The organism is Streptomyces sp. NPDC047079, assembly GCF_040643755.1.
Classification (GTDB): domain Bacteria; phylum Actinomycetota; class Actinomycetes; order Streptomycetales; family Streptomycetaceae; genus Streptomyces.
Genome location: NZ_JBEYUZ010000030.1, coordinates 37,941 through 51,912, shown reverse-complemented (window position 1 = coordinate 51,912; position 13,972 = coordinate 37,941). Strand labels below are relative to the sequence as shown.

Sequence of the window (13,972 nt, the reverse complement as noted above, 5' to 3'; positions counted from 1 at the left end):
ACCCAAGACCCTTCACCTGGACGAAGACCGCTGACGAGATCTTCGAACGCCTCACCGGATATCTGAACCGAATCAAAGACTCAGGACACTAGGCTTCGATGTCCTGGGCGTAGACGTGGATCCGAGCAAGATCGAGAAGCTCGACTCGGGCGTGGTGCCCTTCTTCGAACCTGGCCTTGCCGAGCTGCTGACCAAGGCTCTGGACTCTGGACGACTGCGCTTCACCACGAGCTTTGCAGAGGCCGCCGAGTTCGGCGACATCCACTTCATCTGCGTCGGCACGCCCCAGCAGCGGGGTTCGGACGCAGCCGACCTTCGGTACGTGGAGAGCGCGGCTACTGAGCTTGCCAAGCACCTGGAGCGCCGCGCACTGCTGGTCGGCAAGTCGACCGTCCCGGTCGGTACCGCCGGACGGCTCGCTGAGCTTGTCAAGCGCATCGCTCCAGCTGGTGACCAGGTGGAACTTGCCTGGAACCCCGAGTTCCTGCGTGAGGGCTACGCCGTGGACGACACGATGCGCCCCGACCGGCTGGTGTTTGGCGTCTCCTCGGCCTGGGCCGAGAAGCAACTGCGCGCCGCTTTCGCCCCTGTCGTTGCCCAGGGCACACCGGTCGTAGTGACCGACCTGACGACCGCGGAGCTGGTCAAGGTCGCCGCCAACTCCTTCTTGGCCACGAAGATCTCTTACATCAATGCTATGGCCGAGGTCTGTGAGGCCACCGGCGGCGATGTGATTGGGCTTGCTCAGGCACTGGCATACGACGACCGGATCGGTGGCCGCTTCCTCAAGCCCGGCCTTGGCTTCGGTGGCGGCTGCCTCCCCAAGGACATCCGAGCGTTTGCACACCGCGCGGATGAGCTCGGCGTCGGCCAGGCGGTCGCCTTCCTCCGTGAGGTGGACGCCATCAACCAGCGCCGCCGCGCCCGCACCGTGGATCTTGTTAGCGCATTGGCCAGAGGTCACCTCGCCGGCGCCAAGGTGACCGCCCTCGGTGCTGCCTTCAAACCCAACTCCGACGACATCCGCGACGCTCCGGCTCTCGATGTTGCCAAAATGCTGCACCAGCTGGGCGCTCACGTCACCGTCGTCGATCCCGCCGCCACCGACAACGCCAAGCGGAGTTTCCCGGAGCTCTCCTACTCCACCGACGCTCTGCTTGCCGCCACCGGCGCTGACGTTGTCGTCCTGCTGACCGAATGGAAGGAGTTCCGCCTCATCGACCCTGAGGTCATGGGTGCCGTCGTCGCTCACCGTCGCATCGTCGACGGTCGTCACGCCCTCGACCCCGCCCAGTGGCGGGCCGCCGGCTGGGAGTACCGATCTCTTGGCAGCCCGTAAGGCGCGTGGCGGCCAGGGGCGCTCAGCATGTTGACCAGCCTGCGCGGCGGACTACCTCGAATGCTTGGTGAACTCTGGGTAGCGACCGCTGGAACAGCTGGGCGGTGCAGAACGTCTCGGCAGTAGCCCTGGCAACATCCTTTAGTCTTCACATAAGATGACCACACCATCTACACACTTACTTCACTCCTGGGGGGGAGTCTTCACATGTCTGATGGACAGCAACTTGCTGCAACTGGTGCCGGTGGCCTCACGGTCGCTGGTGTGACGATCTACACAGGCTGGTGGATGCTCGCGCTGGCCGCTGGCGTCGTCCTTGCGGGTGTTCTGGTCACCCGCGTGGGCTTCCGTAGGCGCCAGTCCGTGGGCGAGGAGTGAGCCGCACTAAGCGCGGCCAGACCCCGGTGCTGTCTGCACGGCAGCACCGGTCCGGCATGGTCCTCATCGGCATCTGCGGTCTTGCCATGCTGACTGTCTGGACTGCCCACCACGCGCTAGTGGTCTCCAATTGGGACTCCAAGACCACCGGCCGCCTCGCCTTTGTGTGGCTTGGCATGTTCCTGCTTTTCGCGCTCCAGGTCATGCTTTACCACCTGGACCGCCCTACCCGTGTACCGGCCAGGGCGCAAGAGCGCCTGCACCGACTGCACGTTTCGATTCTCATGCCGGTCTACAACGAGGACCCCGGCTACTTGAAGCTCGGCCTGGAATCCTTCCTCCAGCAGACTCGTCGTCCGAACAGCGTCCACGTCGTCGATGACGGCTCAACCACCACCGAGTATGCCGAGGTACGCGACTGGTGGCTCCAGGCAGCACGGCAAGCCGGGGTCAAGACAACGTGGCAGCGTATTCCAAACGGTGGCAAGCGCCACGCGCAGGCGAGAGGAGTGGAGGTCAGCCCGGACGCCGACATCTACATCACCGTGGATTCAGACTCCTACCTGGATCCTCGCGCGGTGGAGGAGATCCTCAAGCCGTTCTCAAAGCGGCGTGTGCAGTCCGTTGCCGGCATCGTTATCGCGACGAACAACCTTGGCCCCAAGCGCCCGATCTACGCGCCCCCGCTGAGGGGGGCCTCTCGCAAGGCGGTGCGCCAGTCCAAGCGTCAGCACCGCAGGGCTGTTCTGCACTGGCGCAGTAGCCAGCTCCTAGCCCGTACCACGGACCTGTGGTTCGTCACTTCGCAGATGGTCGACCGCTCCGGGCAGTCCGCGGTAGGCGCCGTCATGGTTAACTCCGGCCCGCTTGCGGCCTACCGTGCCAGCGTCGTCCGCGACAACCTTGGCTCCTACCTCAACGAGACGTTCATGGGACGGGGGGTGGCCTTCAGTGACGACAGCATGCTGACGCTGTACGCGCAAGAGCGCGGCCTGACTGTCCAACAGACCACGGCGATCGTGTTTACGGCGATGCCGGAGCGCTGGAACCACTTCGGCCGGATGTACCTGCGATGGATGCGTGGCTCGACGATCCGCTCCATTTGGCGAATGCGCTACCTGTCGCTAGCGCGACCGGCCTTCTGGCTGCACGCCATACGATGGACCCAGATGGTGCTCACCCAGATGGTGACCATATGGCTGCTCGTTGTGGAGCCTGTCGCCTATGACGACGTGCCGCCGCTGAGCATGTTGTGGATTCCGTTTCTTCTCGGCTGGGCTCAGGGCTTGCGTTACCTGGGCATCATTCGCACCGATGAGCGGATTCGCTCCCGGTTCCTGACCTGGCTGATGATGCCTGTAGCAATCATCATGGCGTGGACCTGGTTCCGATGGCTGCGCTGGTACGGCATCCTGACCTGCGCCCGGACAGGCTGGGGAACTCGCGAAAACGGCGCGGAGGTCTCCCTCGGGGGAGGAACGCCAGCAGCAGATCCCTCCGTTGCACCTTCCGCTCCAGAGCCGAATTCGTTGTACGCCAACATGGATCCCTGGGACGAGTCCGCGCTGCAGACACAGCAGTACCGGGCCCCGATAGTTTCACCTTCCTGAACGTCAGCCCTCGGCGCCGGTCCGGCGCCGAGGGCACTGATGGTCGCCACGCTCGGATCGCTGTTGGGGGTGACGGCCGACTGGCCCCATGGCCCTGCTTGACGCGGGTCCCGGTTCCGGATAGGTGCGTAGACCTTCCGCAAAGCCGTGGGGCCGACCGTCCCAGCCGCGAAGTGCCCCTTCTCTGGCATCAGGCGGTTGAGTGCTGTGTGCGTGGCACTGGTGCCGACCGAGCTGGAGCGGGGCGGAGAGAGGAGCGCAGGCCCGGCCGGGGGTCGGGTCGCGCGGGGAGCGGAGCGAGTCTCAATGACGAAGTCAAGCTGCTTGTGTGACCGGTGGCACAGGGATGAATGCGACCGCGCAAGGCGCGCACATCTCAATCGGCAGCCAGGGCGCCCCGAAGGACGCGGCGGCCACTCGCTTCGAGCCACGCGCGCCACAGGGGTTCAGCGTGGGCCCGCGATGGACCTTCGGGTCCGATTGATCATGTTGTGAGCCTCCGTTCCGTACACGGCGGACTGCCTCAGGGTCTTCCAGACCCGCATGTAGGTGGTGACGGACTCGGCGTCATCGAGCCAGAGTTCCGCATGCCAGTCCTCGGCGATCACGAGCCGGTCGTCCAGGACCCAGAAGCCGTTGGCGGCGGGAATCCTCAGCGATGTCGCGAGAGGGATGATGCCAAGCTCCACGGTGTCCATGCCGATGACACCTGTGAGGCGGTCAAGTTGGTTGGAGAGGACGGACGGGGGACAGATCAAGGCGTGGAGCGCCGCTTCCCACACCAGGGCGTGGAACCGGCGGCCCGCCTCGTAGAGCCATTCCTGACGCCGCATGCGGGCACGGACCGCGGCATCGGTGTCGCGGACCGAGCCCTGTAGTTCGGCGTAGCGCAGGAAGATGTGCCGCGCGTAGTCGGCGGTTTGCAGCATGCCCGGGATCACGGACTCTTCCCATGCGTAGATCGCAGTCGACCGCGCGACCTCGATGTTCCAGCTGTCCTGTACAGGACGGTGCCCTGCGGCCAACTGCCGGCGCCATGAGCGGATGTGCGACTCGAACCCCTTGAGGCGAGCTTCTAGTTCCTCAAAGGCGCCTGGCTGGCCGACGCCTTCAGCCCAGGCCCGCAGGTCTTCGCTGGTCGCTGTCTGCTTCCCGCCCTCAAGCTTGTAGATCTTGGAGTGCGGCCAGCCGAGCCGCTGGGCAAGCTGCGTACCGGTGAGCCGACCGCCAGGGGCCGAAAGCCTCAGTTCCCTCAGCCGCAGTCCGAGGGCCTCCCTGGCTTGCTGGAAGTCTGTGCTCACCGGGTCCGTCGCTAGTTGCTCGTGGCGAGCTGCGCAGCGAACTGGTCGAACGGCACCGATCCGTGGACGGCCGCGTCGCGGACCTGGCAGTACCGCAAGACCTCGGCAGGCTCCGTGATGACCTCAACGTCGTGGAAGGCGTCCTCGTCATCGAAGCGCAGCACCGCCACCAATCGGCTGTCGAAGATCCAGAAGTCCTCGGCGGGTAGCCGGAGCCGTTCCGCGTCCTCCCGCCACAGATTCCGCACGTCCTCACCGGTCGCCGCGTTGCACTTCGCGTAGCTCAGGAGAAACAACTGCCCCTCGGTCGGTGGGTTGTCGACTACGCGAACCCGCCCCACGTACTTGCCCGCCGACGTCTGCCGACGGATGTTCGCGCACCAGTCGCTCTCAAGGTCGCACGGGGCTGTGCGGGTCGCGAGGAATTCCGCGTAGTCGGGGTCCTCGCGGTCTGATGCGTAGCCGTGTCGGGTCTCGAGGTGCCAGGCCGAGTGATCGAAGTGGTTGAAGAGCTGGCCGAATTCGGCCAAGTCGATCAGCTTGGGCACGCGGGTGACCTCCTTGGGGCCGTGGTTGACGAGTAGTTCTCGCGGCACGATCACTGCGGCGTCGCCGGGCCCGAAGTGCTGGAGCTGGGCGACGTCTTCGGGATCGGTGAGGGGGGTGCCCTGGACCACGATGTCACCCGTGTCCAAGTCCTCGTGAACGGCGGGGCATCCACCGTTCTTGCTGTCGGTGCCGTTGAAGCGCAGTCGCCGCATGTCGCCTCCCATGGTGGGGCCCTGTCGCCATCAGCATCGCCAGCCCTGACGTCCCCGGACTACAGGGTGCACCCGGCCATTCGAGACCACACGAGAACATTCGGCCAGGCCGCGAGAACATTCGAGAACATCGCATCGGCGCCGCCCGGACCCTGTCCTTACGGTCTGGTCCATGGTCACAAGCGACGGCGTTGATCCCTTCCCGGCCGTGGAGTCCCTGCGAGCGGCGCTCGATGATGCCGGAATCGTGCTCGAGGTGCTGGCACTTCCCGCCCTCGACGGGCTCACCGATGACCAGACGCGCGGCGCGACCTGCGTGTGGCACGGCGGTGACAGGCTGACCGCCGAGACGGCGATCCCTCTCGGCGAGCACATGAGCCCGCTCAGCGGCGTCACCTCCCTGCTGCGCTGGTTCCCTCGAGCCTGTCGTACCTGCGTCGCCGACCGGGCGCACCGCGGTCTCCTCGTGCACGCACCGATGTGCGACCTGTGTGCCGACGAGGCCGGCCAGTGCCCGATCGGACGAGGGCTGTACCGGCTGGTCAGGGAGTACCGCCGATGATGTGTGCACGTTGTGACGAGCCGATCAGGGACGGCGAGGAGTTGGAGCGGGTGGATAATCCGGGCGCAACCGGCGCCGGCACCGCCCTCTTCCTGCACAAGGAGCTGTGCCGACGCACCCCGGCTCCGACAGGCCCGTCCGACTGGGGTCGTTGAAAGACCCTAGTAGGGCTTGGTCAGGTTCGTATCGCTGTGGGTATGTCGCGGTGGCAGGTGGGGCAGGTGCCGGCCCAGAGGTCGAGGAGTGTCTGCATCTCGCGGACGACCTGGTAGAGGCTCAGGCCAGCGCCGGATCTTTTGGGTCTCGTGCCAGCCGTTGCAGGGTGCAGAAGGCGTGGGCTGCGGAGACGAGGGTGACGTGGTGGTGCCAGCCGTTCCAGGTGCGGCCTTCGAAGTGGGCCAGTCCCAGGGCCTGTTTCATTTCCCGGTAGTCGTGCTCGATGCGCCAGCGGAGCTTGGCCAGTCGGACCAGGGTGGCCAGGGGCATGCCGGAGGGCAGGCTGGACAGCCAGAACTGCACCGGTTCGGGCTCGGTGGCGGGCCATTCGGCAAGCAGCCACTGCTCGGGCAGTTCGGCACCCTGTGGCCTGGCGGATCTCGCGTCCGGCAGGCCGGATGCGCAGGGCGACGAAACGCGAGTGCATGCGCTTGAAGCCGCTGCGCCCCGTGCCCGGCCGGGAGCCCTCGCGCCAGGACACCGGCCGGGCCGCCTGCCGGCCGGCCTGCAGGACCAGTTCCTTGACCGTCATCGGCTTATCCGGATACGCCGCCACCGGCGGGCGGCCGGTGCCCTGGTAGGGCGGGATGATCGGCCGCGCATGTCCCAGGTGAGCGGTGAGCCGGGAGGAGACACCGACCGCGTAGGCGAGTTTCCGCTCCTCCAATCCCAGGCGGAAGGCGGTGGCGTCACCGTATCCGGCGTCCGCGACGACCAGGGGGACCTCGACGCCCCAGCTGCGGGCCTCGTCGATCATGTCCAGGGCCAGCTGCCACTTCTCCACATGGCCGCACTCGGCGGGGATGCCACAGCGCTGGCGGCGGGCAACCCGGGCCGGATCGGCCTCCGGCGAGGCGGGATCCCAGGAGGCGGGCACGAACAGCCGCCAGTCGATCGCGGCCGAGGCGCCGCGGGAGCCGCTGGTGGAGCGTGTGGAGCTGGTGGCCCAGGCAGGGGGGAACGGCGGACCTCAGCCCTTCTTCAGCAGCAGCTCCGTGTTGCGGTCGCGGGGGTCGCCCTGGAGGGTGAGGGAGCCTTCGTGGGCGTTGAATGAGAGCTCGCGGTAGAGGGCGGCGAGGCCGGTCTGAGACAGGTCGGTGAAGTTCGTGCGGTGCGGGGCGGCGGACTCGATCAGGGTGGTGTGCAGGGAGAGTGTGCCGTCCTTGTTGTCCACCAGCTCGATGACCCGGGCGAGTTGGGGGAAGTCCACGTGGGAGGCGGTGGAGATCTCCCAGAAGGAGTGGCCGCCGCTGCCGGTGTGCGGGGTGATGGTGTTGCGGTGCACATGGCCGTTGACCCAGGCGACGACGTTGCGGTGCCGGCCGAGCAGGGCGAGCAGTTCGTCGCCGTTGTAGCGCTTCTCGTTCGGGCGGGCGGGGTCGGGTCGCGGGGTGGACATCGAGGTGCTGGTGTAGTGGCTGAAGACGATGGCGTACTCGTCCTTGTGCGCGTTCAGGGTGCGCTCCAGCCAGGCCATCTGGGCCGCGCCGATCGAGCCGCTGAAGTTGCCCTGCGGGTCGGTGGTGTCGAGGCTGATGCCGACTACGTGGTCGGAGACGCGGAAGGAGTAGTACTGGGTGCCCTCCGCGAGGTTGGCCTGCGTGTAGCCGTGGCCGACCGGGCCGGGGCCGGTGTACGCCGGGTCGAGGTGGGCCTTGACGTACTCGGCGGGCGTGAACAGGGCGCGCCGCTCGTCCGGGGTGACCCGGCGCATCGCGCGCGTGTGGGACTTCAGCAGGTCGCGCAGACCCAGGCCCTTGGGGTCGGAGCCGTCGTTGATGCCCTGCTGCAGCTTGCGGGCCTCGGCGGCGGTCACGGTGAACAGCTTGCGGTCGCCGGTGGCGAACTCGGTGAGGTAGGAGTCCCCGTGCCCGAAGCAGCCGACCAGGATGGAGTCGTGGTTGCCGACGGTGGAGTACCAGGGAAGGTTCAGGCCGGGGCTGCGCACCTCGCGGGTCGCTGCCCGCAAGAAGCTCTCCAGGTGCGGGAAGCCGCCCTGCTTGTACTTGTCGCGGACGGTGGAGTCGGGCTGCCAGTACTGGCTCAGGCCGCTGTTCATGGCGCCCTCGTAGTGGCGCGGGTCGCCCGAGTCGGGGGTGACGCGGCCGCCGCTGAGCACCTTCAGGTACCAGTCCAGCTCGATGCGGGAGTTGTTGTCGGTGTTGTCGCCGGTGGTGATGGCGAACTCCAGTGGGCTGCCGGTGACCGGCGCGCCGCGCAGCGCGTTGACCCGCTCGACCAGGGAGATCGCGCCCTGCACGGTGAGCGCCTCCTGCGGGCGCCAGGAGTGCGGCGACGCGGCTTGCAGGAACTCCGTGCGCAGCGGGTGCTGGCTGTCCATCACATGGAGGTCGGTGAGCTGCACGAACGCGGCGAGCGCGGTACGTCGCCCGGCGCGACCGGCCTTGGGCGCGGCCAGTTCGCTGCGCACGACCCGGCTCCAGCCGGGGCCGTCGCCGAGGCGGCGGTAGCCGGAGCTGTTACGGGCGGCTGCGACCGTGGCGAGCGTGGTGCCCTTCGTGTACGGGGCGAGGGGCGCGGTCGGCGCCTGCCGGGAGTGGGCGACGGGCACCTCCCTCTGGGCCGGGCCGCCGGCGGCCCGGCTCTCCTCGGGCCGCAGGGCGAGCCCGGCGCCCGCGGTGAGGGACGCCGCCCCGGCAGCGAGCAGGGCGCGACGATGCAGAGCAGTCGTCGTGGCGACAGAGCGTGTGCGCGACATGGAGCAGTCCCCCCGATGCGAACGCGTCAGCAGTGGTCGCGGGGCCGTCGCTATCGCGAACGTCCCGCTCTCTCTGGATCGTTGGCACCCGGGGTGACCTGCGCGCGAACGTGAACGCAACGCACGACGCCGATCACCGTACGTGGATCTTGAACTACCCTGGGCGTTCACGACCGCTCGTCGGATGGCCGGGGGGCGGTCACTCCCTGTTCATGTCACGGGATACCGGCCTCATCTCCCCGGGCGTGCGGCCCGGAGAGGCGCTGTGTCCAAGTCGCATCGCCCGAGGGTGGTCAAGGCGTACCAACAACTACTGCGCGCCCTCACGAACACGGCCGTCCCGAACTCACAAACTCCATGGAGAGCCGGAACCGGCGTGCGGGCCCGGCCGGAATTTCGCTTGCTCGTCATCTCCGGGCCGCCATTGACGCCGTGACGCGCTCGCTGCGATCCAGTTCAGTGGAGCGCCCCCCCGCAACCGGATCTGAGAGAGGACGCAAGTTGGGACGCATGCTGAAGCGCGGGCTCATCACGCTCGTCGCCGTGGGTCTTGCCTCTTCCGTAGTGCCCGTCGCCACGGCATCGGCGGCCACCGACCCATTGACGCTCGCCGTGTTCGGAGACTCGCCGTACGGCAAGTCGGCGTACGCACCCGCGGGCCAGACGGCCGACACCTCGCAGTTCCAGAAGACTCCGGCGTTCATCGGCACCGTCAACAGTGACCCGAAGGTCAGCGAGGTCGTCGACGTGGGCGACATTCACTCGGGCAAGGAGTTCTGCACCGAGGACTACAACGCCTCGATCGCGTCCGCGTGGCAGAGCTTCACGAAACCGCTCGTGTACACGCCGGGGGACAACGAGTGGGCCGACTGCCACAAGGCGTCAAGCCTCAGCTCGCCCGGCCAGGGTGGCGGCTTCTACGACTCCACCTCAGGTGCGATCAACTACATCGGCGCAACCGGCCTGTCGACCAACCCGGCGGACTGCGTCAGCTACCACTGTGGCGACCCACTCGGCAACCTCGCCGAAGTCCGGCAGGACTTCTTTGCGCGGCCCGGCCACACCCTCGGCAGCGGGACACTGAAGGTGGTCTCCCAGGCCACCGCCTACGACCCGGGGCACCCGGCCGACGCGCAGTACGTCGAGAACGTGAGGTGGACGCAGAACGACATCACCTTCGTGACCATCAACGCGCCGGGCGGCTCGAACAACGACGCCGACCCCTGGTACAAGGTGCCGACCGCGACTCAGGCGCAGACCGACGAGCGGACCAACCGGACTGCGGCCGACGTCCGCTGGCTCGATGCCGCCTTCGCCGACGCGCGGGCCAAGCACTCCAAGGCCGTGGTGATCTCGGTCCAGGCCGACATGTGGGACCTCGACGGCAAGACCAAGGACCACCTCACGAACTACGAGCCGATCATCAGCGAGGTCGCGGCGAAGACGGCCCAGTTCCGCCGCCCCGTGCTGATGCTCAACGGCGACTCGCACCTGTACCGCTCGGACAACCCGCTGTCGCCGACGGCGACGTGCACCGGCGAGACGGACCCGGCCACCGGCGCCGGCGTGTGCGCCCACGACCCGGGCAACAACGCGTGGAACGAGCACCCGTACTACAACGTCCCGAACTTCCACCGGATCGTCGTGCACGGCAGCACCACCCCGCTGGAATGGCTGAAACTGACGGCCGACCCGAACGCCAACTACTCGGTCACCGACACCACCTACGGTCCGTTCAGCTGGCAGCGGATGCCGCAACCGCAGTTGTAACCCGCTGATCGCACGAGACCGGCTACGGATTCCTGTGTGGGACTCCGTAGCCGGTCGCATTCCCGCCGGAAAGCCCGGGTGTGCTCCATCGGCCGAAGCGGTATTCAGGGCAGAGCCTCTCCGGCCCTTGTCGTGGGCCAAGACGCCTGTGCAGGGCGTAGCCGGAGCTCTGGCTAATTCTTGCCGCTGTTCACGATGACCGGTGTGCCGCCCGAGTCCGTACCGCACGGCACCGCGTACACCGGGTTGGCCTTGGCGGCCTCCTTGTAGGCCTCCAGGCACTGGTTGTACAGCACCTTGTCGCTCAGCGACCGCTCGATGATCTTGTTGGCGCGGGCGATGCCCTCCGCCTCGATCCGCTTGCGGTCCGCCTCCGCCTTGGCCGTACGCGACGCCTCGACGGCCCGCTCGGTGGCCTGCTCCTGCTGGATCTTCTTGTCGATCTGTTCCTGCAGCTTGTCCGACGGCTTCACCTTGCGCAGGTTGACGGCGGTGATATCGATCCCGCGCGGCGCCAGGCGCTCCTTGATGAGGTCCTCGATCTCCGAGCCGATCTGCTCGCGGGCGGAGGCGTAGCCCTCCTCGCTGGTGTGCTTCGCGAAGACATTGCGGATGATCTCGCGGCTGTCCGGCAGCACCAGCCGCTCCTGGATGGCCTCTTCGCTGCCCGCCAGCCGGTACAGCTCGACCGCCTTCGCCGGCACCACGGCCCACTTGATGGTCACGTCCGCGTACAACACACCGCCCTGAGAGGAGCGGACCTCGACCACGTCCTTGTCGTAGAGGTCGAGGTCCACCGGGCGGGTGGAGAAGGACGTGACGTCGGTGAACGGCGACTTGAAGTGGATACCCGAAACCAGTGGCGTGCCGACCCTCCCAAAGGTCACCGGCACGCCGACCTCATAGGCGCTCACGACAACGACACAGGCGAAGACGCCGGCCAGCACGCCCCCCACGGCGCTGAGCGCCGCCCCGAGCCTCCAGCCCCCGGCGGTGCGGCCGCGGCCGACGAGAAAGAGCACGACCGCCGCTATGAGCAGCAGGACGGACAGCACGAACATGGGTAATCCCCCTCCGGAAACGGATCCGCGCCGCCTCGGGGGCGACGCGCAGCGCAACATAACAGGCAGGTACCGGGGTGCGGGGACGACCCACAGGGGACTGCGTACTGCCACCGGCATCGGGGCCTCCGCAATCAAGCGAGACGGGTCTTGGGCCGTCCCGGGTCAGGCTGCGTGGGCCTTGGAGCGTTCGACGAGGTATCCGCGTTGTCCGGGGCCTTGCGCTGGGTCTCAGGCACAGTAGCCTCGGGCCATGCCCGAGACCTCGGTGGCACGTTTCTATGACGAGTTGGCCGATGACTACCACCTGATCTACGCAGACTGGGACGCAAGCATTCGTCGGCAGGGCCACGCCCTGGACGGCCTGATAGGCCAGGACCACGCGTCAGTGCTCGACTGCTCCTGTGGCATCGGCACGCAGGCCATCGGCCTGGCGTTGCGCGGGCACCGGGTCACCGGGACGGACCTCAGCGCCCGCGCCGCCGCCCGCGCTGCCCGTGAAGCCGCCCAGCGGAATGTGTCGCTGCGCACGGCCGCCGCCGACATGCGACGCTTGCCGTTTCCCGACGCCCGGTTCGACACCGTGGTCTGCGCCGATAACGCCCTGCCCCATCTGCTGACGGAGCAGGACGTGCACGCCGCCCTGGGGGAGATGCGCCGCGTGCTGCGCCCCGCCGGCCTGCTGCTGCTCAGCACTCGCCCCTACGACGACCTGCTGCGCAACCGCCCCGCTTCAGCGCCTCCACAGGTCCACCAGCCCGCGGACGGCGGAGAACGGACCGTCACCTTCCAGCTCTGGCACTGGCACGGGGACGGCGAGCACTACGACTTGGAGCACTTCCAACTGCTGTCGACCGGCGGGGAATGGCGCGTCAAGGTCCGCCGGACCGTCTACTGGGCGCTCGGCCAGGACCGGTTGGCCGGCCTCGTGACCGACGCGGGGTTTGTGGACCCCTTGTGGCGGATGCCCCAGGAGACGGGTTTCTTCCAGCCGCTGCTCGTGGCCCGCGCCGGCAAGTAGGAGCGGATGGCGCTGCCTACGCCGCCCGCAGAACGGCCCACGGGGGCCCTTGGTGCCGAAGGTTTCGGGTGTCAGCCGACCCGCATCGCGTAGCGATCACCTGCTTGGCGCCTTGAGGGTGGTTGCCGTCAAAACGCCCCCGCGAGCTGCCCTACAACGCCCCCGACGTCGGCAAGACCCTCGCGGGCGACGTGGCCGACCGGAACAACGAGCTGGTGCTGAAGACTGGCTGCACCTCAGGGCTCGATGAAGGCTCTCAGTGTGCCCAGGGCCAACTTGTCCGTTGCGGCACTCTCACCGGACAGGCGGTGAACGAGGATCCAGCCCTGCGGTGCGGCGCCGGCGAAGATGGACGCGTCCCGTGTCGCGCCGTTGTGCCAGAGCAGGTGCCCTGCCTTCTGCCAGGCCGGCGCCGGCTCGCCGAGCCTGCGGTCGACGAGCAGGTCGGTGACGAGGCGGGCGGTGGCCCGGGGGGTGGCCCACAGCCCCCCGGCGGGCAGGATCGCGCCGGTCATGGTCCAGGGGCGCCGCGGTCGTCCGAACAGCCCCCGGTGGCACAGTCGTCTGTCGGACGGTGGGTCGGCGGCGACGTCGGTGATGCCGAGGGGGTCGAGGAGGTGGCGGTGGAGGAGTTCCTCGTACGGGGTGCGGGTGGCCGCGACCAGGGCGGCGCCGAGGAGGGCGTATCCGAGGTTGGAGTATTCCTCGGTGCTGCCCGCGGGCGCCGTGACGAGGGTGTCGAGGTGTCGTACGACCGAGTCCAGGGCCTGGTCGTCGAAGCCCGCGTAGGGGTCGCGCCCGCGGATTCCGGCGGGCAGTCGGGGAAGGCCCGAGGTGTGCTCGGCACGATAACGGCTGCGCCTCCGGCGGCGAGGACGCGCCGGCGGGCCCGCTTCCTGCGTTTGGTCTGCAGTGCGTCGAGTACGGCCGCCGGGTCGGGGGTGTGCGAGGCGAGGGCGGCGGTCAGGTCGTCCACGCCCACAGGTCAGCTCCTCTCGGTGAGGGTGTGAGCGGAAAGGCGCAGTGCGGCACGGGCCTGGGAGAGGTGGGAGCGCACCGTGGCGCTGCTGCAGCCGAGCGCCTGCGCGATCTCCTGGTCGTCCTGGTCGAGCAGATGGCGCAGGACGACGGCCACCCGCTGCTCGAGCGTCACGATGTCGGCTACTCCTCGTCCGCGCCGCTCGGTGACGGCGTCCCGGTGAAGAGACGTCACGGCCCCGTTCCTGTGTGCAGG

10 protein-coding genes and 2 pseudogenes are annotated in these 13,972 nt (G+C 68.0%); 5 read left to right on the top strand and 7 right to left on the bottom strand.

Going from position 1 to position 13,972, the window contains the following annotated elements:
• Positions 1-88: 88 nt before the first annotated feature.
• Positions 89-1,339: pseudogene (locus ABZ823_RS27145) on the top strand (UDP-glucose/GDP-mannose dehydrogenase family protein); the annotation flags it as partial.
• A 434-nt stretch (positions 1,340-1,773) separates the two neighbouring features.
• On the top strand, positions 1,774-3,327 hold the full coding sequence (locus ABZ823_RS27140) for a glycosyltransferase (RefSeq protein ID WP_361665483.1): 1,554 nt from the start codon (positions 1,774-1,776) through the stop codon (positions 3,325-3,327).
• 446 nt (positions 3,328-3,773) lie between these two features.
• On the opposite strand, the gene ABZ823_RS27135 is transcribed toward ABZ823_RS27140, so the two are convergent.
• The gene (locus ABZ823_RS27135) at positions 3,774-4,628 is read right to left on the bottom strand and encodes a helix-turn-helix transcriptional regulator (RefSeq protein WP_361665482.1); all 855 of its coding nucleotides are present in this window, start codon (positions 4,626-4,628) and stop codon (positions 3,774-3,776) included.
• A gap of 11 nt (positions 4,629-4,639) precedes the next feature.
• The gene (locus tag ABZ823_RS27130; RefSeq protein ID WP_361665481.1) at positions 4,640-5,389 is read right to left on the bottom strand and encodes a DUF6879 family protein; all 750 of its coding nucleotides are present in this window, start codon (positions 5,387-5,389) and stop codon (positions 4,640-4,642) included.
• 172 nt (positions 5,390-5,561) lie between these two features.
• On the opposite strand from ABZ823_RS27130, the gene ABZ823_RS27125 reads away from it, so the two are divergent.
• Positions 5,562-5,951 carry a hypothetical protein gene (locus tag ABZ823_RS27125; RefSeq protein WP_361665480.1) on the top strand — a complete coding sequence of 130 codons (390 nt, stop codon included), beginning with the start codon at positions 5,562-5,564 and terminating at the stop codon, positions 5,949-5,951.
• Between the two features lie 276 nt (positions 5,952-6,227).
• Here the strand turns inward: ABZ823_RS27125 and ABZ823_RS27120 are convergent.
• A pseudogene (locus ABZ823_RS27120) lies at positions 6,228-7,074 on the bottom strand (IS701 family transposase); the annotation flags it as partial.
• Between the two features lie 63 nt (positions 7,075-7,137).
• On the bottom strand, positions 7,138-8,886 hold the full coding sequence (locus ABZ823_RS27115) for a TIGR03767 family metallophosphoesterase (protein ID WP_361665479.1): 1,749 nt from the start codon (positions 8,884-8,886) through the stop codon (positions 7,138-7,140).
• Positions 8,887-9,396: 510 nt separating this feature from the next.
• On the opposite strand from ABZ823_RS27115, the gene ABZ823_RS27110 reads away from it, so the two are divergent.
• Positions 9,397-10,656 (top strand): hypothetical protein, encoded by a 1,260-nt coding sequence (locus ABZ823_RS27110; protein ID WP_361665478.1) that lies wholly within the window; start codon positions 9,397-9,399, stop codon positions 10,654-10,656.
• A 173-nt stretch (positions 10,657-10,829) separates the two neighbouring features.
• On the opposite strand, the gene ABZ823_RS27105 is transcribed toward ABZ823_RS27110, so the two are convergent.
• Positions 10,830-11,717, bottom strand: coding sequence for a prohibitin family protein (locus ABZ823_RS27105; RefSeq protein WP_361665477.1), 888 nt, complete (start codon positions 11,715-11,717; stop codon positions 10,830-10,832).
• A 253-nt stretch (positions 11,718-11,970) separates the two neighbouring features.
• Here ABZ823_RS27105 and ABZ823_RS27100 point away from each other — a divergent pair, with 253 nt between their 5' ends.
• Positions 11,971-12,738, top strand: a complete 768-nt coding sequence (locus ABZ823_RS27100) for a class I SAM-dependent methyltransferase (RefSeq protein ID WP_361665476.1) — start codon at positions 11,971-11,973, stop codon at positions 12,736-12,738.
• Between the two features lie 236 nt (positions 12,739-12,974).
• On the opposite strand, the gene ABZ823_RS27095 is transcribed toward ABZ823_RS27100, so the two are convergent.
• Positions 12,975-13,727, bottom strand: a complete 753-nt coding sequence (locus ABZ823_RS27095) for a serine hydrolase (protein WP_361665485.1) — start codon at positions 13,725-13,727, stop codon at positions 12,975-12,977.
• Positions 13,724-13,951, bottom strand: coding sequence for a sigma factor-like helix-turn-helix DNA-binding protein (locus ABZ823_RS27090; RefSeq protein ID WP_361665475.1), 228 nt, complete (start codon positions 13,949-13,951; stop codon positions 13,724-13,726). Before ABZ823_RS27090 ends, ABZ823_RS27095 begins: the two co-directional genes overlap by 4 nt.
• Between the last annotated feature and the right edge of the window lie 21 nt (positions 13,952-13,972).

Bases quoted from the DNA above. Each gene is read 5' to 3' on its own strand.
- ABZ823_RS27115 (WP_361665479.1), bottom strand. From the start codon at position 8,886: ATGTCGCGCACACGCTCTGTCGCCACGACGACTGCTCTGCATCGTCGC.
- ABZ823_RS27130 (WP_361665481.1), bottom strand. From the start codon at position 5,389: ATGCGGCGACTGCGCTTCAACGGCACCGACAGCAAGAACGGTGGATGC.
- ABZ823_RS27140 (WP_361665483.1), top strand. From the start codon at position 1,774: ATGGTCCTCATCGGCATCTGCGGTCTTGCCATGCTGACTGTCTGGACT.
- ABZ823_RS27125 (WP_361665480.1), top strand. From the start codon at position 5,562: ATGGTCACAAGCGACGGCGTTGATCCCTTCCCGGCCGTGGAGTCCCTG.
- ABZ823_RS27110 (WP_361665478.1), top strand. From the start codon at position 9,397: ATGCTGAAGCGCGGGCTCATCACGCTCGTCGCCGTGGGTCTTGCCTCT.
- ABZ823_RS27105 (WP_361665477.1), bottom strand. From the start codon at position 11,717: ATGTTCGTGCTGTCCGTCCTGCTGCTCATAGCGGCGGTCGTGCTCTTT.
- ABZ823_RS27100 (WP_361665476.1), top strand. From the start codon at position 11,971: ATGCCCGAGACCTCGGTGGCACGTTTCTATGACGAGTTGGCCGATGAC.